Genomic DNA, 7,883 nt, shown 5'->3' on the forward strand with positions numbered 1-7,883 from the left:
AAGTCGTAGACAAAGCTATCCCTCGGAATGTAGCCAACGCTTGCAAAATTTCCCGGCGAGTCTTACAGAATTTCTAAAACGTATCCTTTTCCGATGCGACAAGTGTTACTACTAAACGAACCTTTACCCCTGGTGAATTGGTATCGTCAACTCAACCGATAGTTCCCGCGCGTTATGAAGAAGCATCAACATCACTACGTTCTCCACGGCCTTCAAACTCAAGAACAGGCACAGGCAGTGCAGCAGGCTTTACTTCGGCAACCGGGTGTTCAGGATGCCCACGTGTCGGTGCAGCCGCCCGAAGTGCATCTAACTGTCGATAAACATCCGTCAATGGACGCCTTGCAACAGGCGGTAGCCCAAGTCGGCGCGTTTCACCTGATGGAGAAACAAGCTGAGGTGAACCACCATCACGGCCATCATTCGATGCCTGCTGATGAAACCGTACCCGTGGTTCACCCGCACCATCAATCTGATGCAGCGATACCAGCCGAAGAGCAGGCACTGCAACACATCGGTCATGACGAGCATAGCGGGCCTGATCGTGAGCATCATCGCCATGCCGAGATGGACCATGCGGGGATGGATCACGGGGCAATGGGTCATGCCAATCACGGGGCGGGACACGATCACGGGGCGATGATTGCCGATTTCCTGCGTCGGTTCTGGGTGTGCCTATTACTGTCGGTGCCAGTGGTGGCCCTATCGATGATGTTCCAGGAGTTGGCTGGCTACACCCTTGATTTTGCCTTCCGGGAACCCCTCGTCATTGCTCTGGCTACGCTGATCTATTTCTACGGGGGATGGCCCTTTTTGTCAGGCATGATCGGCGAGTTACGTACCCGAAAGCTTGGCATGATGACGCTTGTCGCCGTAGCGATCACGGCAGCCTACGTATACAGTGTAGCCGTTTCGGTAGGCTGGCTCAAGGGGATGGATTTCTTCTGGGAACTGGCTACCCTGATCGACATCATGCTGTTGGGGCACTATCTCGAAATGAAGTCAGTGGCCGGTGCGTCGCGTTCTCTGGAGCTAATCGTACAAATGCTGCCCGACGAGGCCCACAAAGTGGAAACTACAAACGGGGGCGGAATCACGCTTTCCGATGTCAAGGTGAACACATTGGCAACAGGTGATCTGGTTCAGGTACGTCCCGGCGAACGGATACCTACCGACGGGGAAGTTGTCGAAGGAACGAGCAGCGTGAACGAAAGTATGCTGACCGGCGAGAGCGTTCCCGCGCAGAAAGTGAAAGGAGATACCGTTATAGCCGGTGCGGTCAATGGAGAAGGGGCGTTGCAGGTCCGGGTTACGCACCGGGGCGAAGACAGCTACCTCAACAAAGTGGTTAAGATGGTCCAGGAAGCCCAAAACGCCAAGTCGCAGACGCAGACCCTGGCCGACCGGGCAGCGGGTTGGCTGACCCTCATCTCCTTATCGGTGGGGTTGCTCACGCTTGTCGCCTGGTTATGGGCGGGTAAGGATGTGGCTTTCGCCGTCGAGCGGATGGTGACAGTTATGGTGACGGCCTGTCCGCACGCCCTTGGTGTCGCCATTCCACTGGTCGTCGCCATCTCGACCGCGATTTCGGCGCAGCGAGGGTTGTTGATCCGCAACCGCACGGCGTTCGAGGAAGCGCGAAAAATTACAGCGATGGTCTTCGACAAGACGGGTACGTTGACGGAGGGTGAATTTGGCGTTACCCGTGTGCAGATCGTGGCACCCACGCTCGATGAAACGGGTCTACTACGCATCGTAGCGGCACTTGAGCAACAATCGCAACACCCTATCGCGCAAGGAATCGTTCGGGAAGCCAAGAAAAGACAACTTGATTTACCGGGCATCACTAATTTTCAGTCCATCACCGGCAAAGGCATATCCGCGACTGTCGACGGACAGACCGTGTTGGTTGTCAGTCCCGGTTACCTAAAGGAGAAAGGCATATCGCAACCCGCTGATGCCAAAAGTAACGGAGCCGAAACCGTCGTTTTCGTCCTGGTCGACGACGCGCTGGCCGGGTACGTTGCGTTGGCCGATAAGATACGCGCTGACTCGAAAGAAGCGGTCCAACGATTGCAGCAGGCGGGTATCGACGTGTACATGGCTACCGGAGATAACCAGCAAGTGGCTGATGCGGTCGCCAAAGAGTTGGGCTTGAATGGCGTGTATGCCGAAGTGCTACCTGATCAAAAGGTAGCTATCGTGAAAGACTTGCAGCAACAGGGCAAGTTTGTGGCTATGACCGGCGACGGAGTCAATGATGCTCCGGCCTTAGCGCAGGCTAACGTCGGCATCGCCGTGGGGTCTGGCACTGATGTAGCCGCCGAAACCGCCGACATCATCTTGGTCAACAGCAAGCCCACCGACATTACGAATCTGGTAGAGTTCGGACGAGCGACGTACCGGAAGATGATTCAGAATCTATTTTGGGCTACGGGCTATAACGTCATCGCCATTCCCTTAGCCGCCGGGGTTCTCTATCCCAATTTCGTACTCAGCCCGGCTATCGGAGCCGTACTCATGAGCGCGAGCACGGTAATCGTCGCCCTGAACGCGCAACTGCTGAAACGGAGTTTGCGAACTTGATGGCATTCCCCCTAATTGTTAGTCAGACAATGGGCCTTTAACCGTTCGCAATACACATCTAATTCCCTACTGAGATGTTGCCACGCTTTGTCCTCGATTGGAAAATTTTCTGTTTCTAATAACTTCCTGATCGTAGCATCAAACTCTGTATCCGATACAGATATCAACTCGACTGATGGTCGCATACGGTTGAGATTTTGCAATCCCCAAAATTAGAGACTACTCAAAATCAAAGTGTTGTAAGATTATCAATAGAGGATTGTAAAATTTGTACAGCTTTAATGACAAGGTACAGATGCTACCTATCTCATAAGATCGTCGGCTTTATTGTCAATGCCAACTTTAGTCAAATAGTCAATTACTTGCTCTTTCACATAGTCTTGAAAAGGGCTTTCCTCAAAAAAACGGATCACCCCGACCACAACCATCCGCAGGAAATTAAAGTAGTGAGCCGCTACGTCCAGATGATTATAAGCTTTCCACAAGTTTGCCGCTGGTACAAGCATCGACGAATAGAAATCATTTTGCAGTAACTGATCGACATACCACTGCGAATCGTTCGGATCTTCAGGAAAAAATATTGGCTCTTCTGAAGCCAGATAATGGATTGCCGTCCAATTAATTTCGTATGCCCCCTTTACCTGATCAGAAGCGTAGGCGATTCGTTTGGTTCGATTATCAAGTTGATCGTAAAAATTCTGCCCGCACAACAATCGCGGCCCCTTTACCCCGGCTTGTTCAAGCTTTACGGCTTCCACTACTGAGTGACCAAATACGACAGGTGCCCGACTTTTTTTACCATCGTAGACGGCATTCAGTTCGATGACTTTAACAGTACCAAAACCAATACCGCCCCTGAAAAACAACGGGTGCCAATTCTCAATGTATTTCTTGGTAACAGGTTTGCCATCTTCTATCTCGACAGCCGTCACCGTAACGCGATGAGGATGATTGGCATCCTCCGGCTCACAATATTGATTAGACGTGAATGAGAAGCAGCTATGTAAAAAATTAGATAGTTGCTCCGCAAAAGTTTTTGGACTTTCTGAGTAAATAAAAACGGAGTCACTGAACGGAATGAAACACTTGAAGCTATCCTGATGGTAGGGAATTAACGATTCATGAGTAGGCAAATCCGATGATGCCATCGTCAAAATCGCCTGATAATTCTGCAAAAGCTGCAAGGCGGCTTCTGGGTCATTTTTGACATGATTGGAAAATCCCAAAAGATCAATGTACGCGCAAACACCCGTTTGTAAGCCGGTCTCCATAAATTGACAGTTAGTTTGGAAATACGTCCAAAAATCAGTTTTCTAAAGGTAAAGTATTTACAAACACCTTCCTCAGACACTGCTCCAGCTCATCGACTGAGACATATATATCGTCTTCCAATCCTTTGGCCCAGTCGCCGGTGCCAGCCGGACCATAAAAATAGGCGGAGTACTGTAATCCAAGCTGTTCGGCCATGTTGCGGTAAAAATCGGGGTAGTATGTTGGTGCGAACAACTCGAACAGGTGCGTACCAGGCTGACACCAGATAATATTGACGAAGGAAGCCCCGTGTGGGCCGATGATGAATTCTGCGTTTTGATAGATGGCGATCTGCTCGGCAACCGTGCGCGGCTTATCTTCGATAATCTCGATGTCATAGCTGCGTAGCAACTCAATCAAGGCCGACTCATTGATAACCCGGCGACGACCTACCCGGCTAATGTACACTCGATTGCGCTTGCCGACGGGTGCGGGTAGCTTGGGCAGAATCTGCCGACGAAGGGCATCAATGTCGGCTTTGTTGGGATAAAACCAGTGTCCTGTATTGGCCAGCACACACTGCTCGAACTGTACGTGTGTTTTTCGGCTATCGACCACCCGGTCCACGCTGATCCCCAACAGCCATAAGAATTCCCGCTCGTAGGGCGTGTCGAACAGCGGGTAGGCTACGAGTGCGTCGTTGAATTCAGCCGCCGACAGTACTTCCTTCATCCGGCACAGTTTCCCCAGCACCAACAGCACAAAGTCGAAATAGCCGCCCCAAACGACCCCATCGAGGTAGTGACTCCAGGGAGCCAGCAGGGTCTTGGTATTTCGTTGCTTGCGCGACGTTCGGTGCAGGACGTTTCGGTAAAAATCATCCGTATTGATGTCGGTGCAAAGTACGTGTCGGCTGTCCCGAACACTTCCGTAGGGTAGTTGCCAGAACGCCCCATCGGCGTTACCGACTACCCAAACCGATACCGGCTCGCTCTCGTCCTGCGTGGGTTTAAAATACACCTTTGACGGGTCAGCTAAGTCGGCAATCGCCGATAAAGAAAACTGGTTGGCCGGGTACGTACTCCGCTCATGGGGGGCCAGCAAAGCGGCTGTTTGGGGCTTATCCAGAAACTGAACGCCCAGCCGCCGATAGAACCAACGGGAGCCTTTACCGACCAGCAAATAGCCCATCTTAGCGGGGAAACGTCGAATTTTTCGGTTGATGGCCTGAAGCCACGTTAAACGGACGGGTACAGATGGATTCATAGACGCTGATAATTTGTAAAAGGTTTTGATTGTCAGTTGATTTCTTCTTTCGTTTCCCCGCAGGTCAGCATCTGATCGCCGAAGTAGGGGTTGCGAATGGGCTTTTTGTCACTGAGCCAGTAGGCTCCCTTGTTGCCTTGTGCCATCGGGCAGTACTGGCGGTAAACGGGCTTGTCGGCTACCCCAAACGTCTTGACGCTACGGTACAGCGCGTCCTCGAACTGGGCGTAGGCGGTGCGCTGCCGAACTATGTCGGTCGTGGTTGTTATCGCGTTCAGGGCCTGGCTCATGGGCGTTAACTGGTTCATCCAGTCCTTGTGCGCGGTGCCGGAGACAAGGGTCATGTTTGCCCCTGTCAGGGCTTTTTGCACCTCGCCCGCTGAAGCTTTGGTGCGGCCCCCGTCGGAGGCCACGAGGGCTTCCGTCAGTTTGAGCGAGGCTTCATACACCCTGGTCAGTTGCTGGCGGAAGGCGGGGGGTACGTTAGGCGATGAGGACGTACCTGACGATGCCTGATTGCTCGCAGCCTCTGACGCAGCCACCGGCGTTGGGTTTGCCTCCGTGTTGGGCGTCGATTTTACGCCTTCCCCATTCGGCTTCGCCGTGAAGGGATTGATGCCTTTTTTCAGGATCAATTCACTGTAAAGTAGATAAGCTCCCGACATGGCGATCTGCTCGGTACCGTCCAGCCCGCTCGTAATCGCCACTTGCTGATCGGTTTCGGTACCGGTTTGCACGCGCCGGGGCCGGAAAAAGCCCGGCTTGGTCTGCACGAAAACAACCGCCCCGGCCCCACCCCGAACGACGGCATCGACGGGTAGCGTCAGGCCGCGCCGTACCCCCTGACGGATACGTACCCGCGCCTGTTGCCCCGGCTGAAAACGCCCTCCCTGGTTAGCCATGACCGCCCGCATGACCAGCACCTGACTACCAGCCCGATACTCCGGGTTGACAAGAGCCACGCGGGCCGTTAAGGGGCGACCACCTTCGTAGCCCACCACTTCAACGGGCACCTGATCGCCGACCTTTACCAGCCGGGTTTCCCCCGCGTACAACTCAGCCTCGACCCATAGCTGGTTGAAATCAGCCAGGCGGTACAACAAGGCCCCTTCGGCGACGTATTGCCCCTCACTGGCGACGATCTCCGTCACCGTACCCGATGCAGGAGCCACAAACGGAATGCGGGGCAGCACCTGCCGGGTACGGGCCAACTGGTCGATCTGCGCCGGGGTCATCCCGTAGAGCCGTAGCTTTTGCTCCGCTGCCTGCCTGAACTGCCGGTAGCGTGGTTCGGAACCACCCAGTTCTTGTTCCTGCCGCAAGGCAATCAAAAATTCTTGCTGCTGGGTGAGCAGCGGTTCGCTGTAGATTTCATACAGCACCTGCCCTTTGCGAACGGGTTGACCCGTTTCTTTGACCAATAATCGCTCGATCCGACCGGCGACCCGACTGCTGATCACGTCGGTTCGGTTGGGATCAGCCGCTAAACGGGCGTTCAGAACAGTAGCGTTGCCGATGGCTCCGCTGCCGACGGGCCGCACGGCCACATTGGCTAACTGGAGCTGGCTTGTACTCAGTTGCAGTTCCGTGGCCTGTTCGCCCTTTTTCGACACCGGCACCAGGTCCATGCCGCAAATCGGGCAGCTTCCGGGACCATCCTGTACGATCTGCGGGTGCATCGGGCAGGTGTAGGTCGTTTGCATGCCTTCTTTCCCTCCGGCGTGGTCATGACCGTCGTGTTCCGAGTGAGCAGCAACCTGCGTCGAGTCGGTTGAGCGGCTGTCGGAGCCACCGGACCGGCAGGCGGTGAGCAGGAGTCCTACGCCCAACAACAGGGATTGGTAAGTGGTATTCATGGCGTGGTTTGGGTAACGTTGACAAAGCTTTCGGAGTCGATCAGAAACTGCGCGTTTCGGGCAATAGCCTGCCCTTCGGTCAGCCCCCGCATGACGGCCACCAACGTACCTGATTGCGCCCCGGTTTGCACCCGCACGGGCCGGAAGGCTCCCCCTTCCTTCACGAAGGCGACGCGCTCGGTGCCTAACTCCAGCACGGCGGTGGCGGGAATCCACAGGGCGTTTGGCACCGGTTGGCGCAGGGTAGCCTTCGCCAATTGCCCAACGCGCGGTCCGTTCGCCCCCGACAAATACGCCCGAATGGTGACGAATTGCGACGCGGCATCCGTGTTGCCCGACGCAAAGAAGGGCACGACGAAATCGACCCTGGCCCGTTGGATGGGGGTGCCGCTACCGCTAAACGAAATGGTCAGGGGCGAACCTGGCTTAAGCCGGGCGGCATCTTGGGCATAGAGCCGAAACTCGGCCCAAAGCCGCGTTGGATTGACGACCTGAAACAGGGTCTGCCCCGTCTGTACGTACTGACCTTCCCGAATTGGCAAAGCTCCGTCCGCCACCGCCGACGAGGCCGGAGCCGACGGAGCGGCTGAGAAGACCACTTCGTCGGTACCGCTGCCCCCCATACCGCCCCCCGTCATGCCGCCTGCCGACGTACCCCCACCACTCGGCGCGGGCATGGCCGGTGCGGGTGCCGACGACCCCTCGACAACGTACCCGTCGTAGGGACTGAAAACGGCCAGCGAATAGCTCGGCTGACGACGTTTGATTGTCTCGTCGATTTGACCATCGGTAAGCCCCAATAGCCGAAGTTTCTGCCTGGCTGAGGCAATCAATGGGGTGTTTGTCCTATCGGCTTCCAGCAGGTAGAGTAGTTCGCGTTGCGCCGTAACGAGGTCGGGACTATAGAGTTCGAGCAGTTTCTGT

Annotated in this window: 4 protein-coding genes and 1 pseudogene; 1 reads left to right on the top strand and 4 read right to left on the bottom strand. The window is 55.0% G+C overall.

Annotated features, from left to right (window positions below; translation table 11 throughout):
* Nucleotides 1-426 precede the first annotated feature (426 nt).
* A complete protein-coding gene (locus tag ACAW74_RS28340) occupies nt 427-2,586 on the top strand; it encodes a heavy metal translocating P-type ATPase (RefSeq protein WP_370701593.1) in 2,160 nt (719 codons plus the stop codon).
* Nucleotides 2,587-2,888: 302 nt separating this feature from the next.
* On the opposite strand, the gene ACAW74_RS28345 is transcribed toward ACAW74_RS28340, so the two are convergent.
* From ACAW74_RS28345 to ACAW74_RS28360, 4 genes and pseudogenes are all read right to left on the bottom strand, one after another.
* Nucleotides 2,889-3,857 (bottom strand): hypothetical protein, encoded by a 969-nt coding sequence (locus ACAW74_RS28345; protein ID WP_129606233.1) that lies wholly within the window; start codon nt 3,855-3,857, stop codon nt 2,889-2,891.
* Nucleotides 3,858-3,891: 34 nt separating this feature from the next.
* The gene (locus ACAW74_RS28350) at nt 3,892-5,103 is read right to left on the bottom strand and encodes a glycosyltransferase family 61 protein (protein WP_370701589.1); all 1,212 of its coding nucleotides are present in this window, start codon (nt 5,101-5,103) and stop codon (nt 3,892-3,894) included.
* A gap of 32 nt (nt 5,104-5,135) precedes the next feature.
* The gene (locus tag ACAW74_RS28355; protein WP_370701590.1) at nt 5,136-6,959 is read right to left on the bottom strand and encodes an efflux RND transporter periplasmic adaptor subunit; all 1,824 of its coding nucleotides are present in this window, start codon (nt 6,957-6,959) and stop codon (nt 5,136-5,138) included.
* Nucleotides 6,956-7,883: pseudogene (locus ACAW74_RS28360) on the bottom strand (efflux RND transporter periplasmic adaptor subunit); the annotation flags it as partial. The gene ACAW74_RS28355 and the pseudogene ACAW74_RS28360, both read right to left, overlap by 4 nt.

The sequence above is a fragment of the Fibrella musci genome (genome assembly GCF_041321105.1).
Taxonomy (GTDB): Bacteria; Bacteroidota; Bacteroidia; order Cytophagales; family Spirosomataceae; genus Fibrella; species Fibrella musci.

Excerpts from the sequence above, each read along its gene's own strand:
- ACAW74_RS28355 (WP_370701590.1), bottom strand. The coding sequence starts at position 6,959 with ATGAATACCACTTACCAATCCCTGTTGTTGGGCGTAGGACTCCTGCTC.
- ACAW74_RS28340 (WP_370701593.1), top strand. The coding sequence starts at position 427 with ATGCCTGCTGATGAAACCGTACCCGTGGTTCACCCGCACCATCAATCT.
- ACAW74_RS28350 (WP_370701589.1), bottom strand. The coding sequence starts at position 5,103 with ATGAATCCATCTGTACCCGTCCGTTTAACGTGGCTTCAGGCCATCAAC.
- ACAW74_RS28345 (WP_129606233.1), bottom strand. The coding sequence starts at position 3,857 with ATGGAGACCGGCTTACAAACGGGTGTTTGCGCGTACATTGATCTTTTG.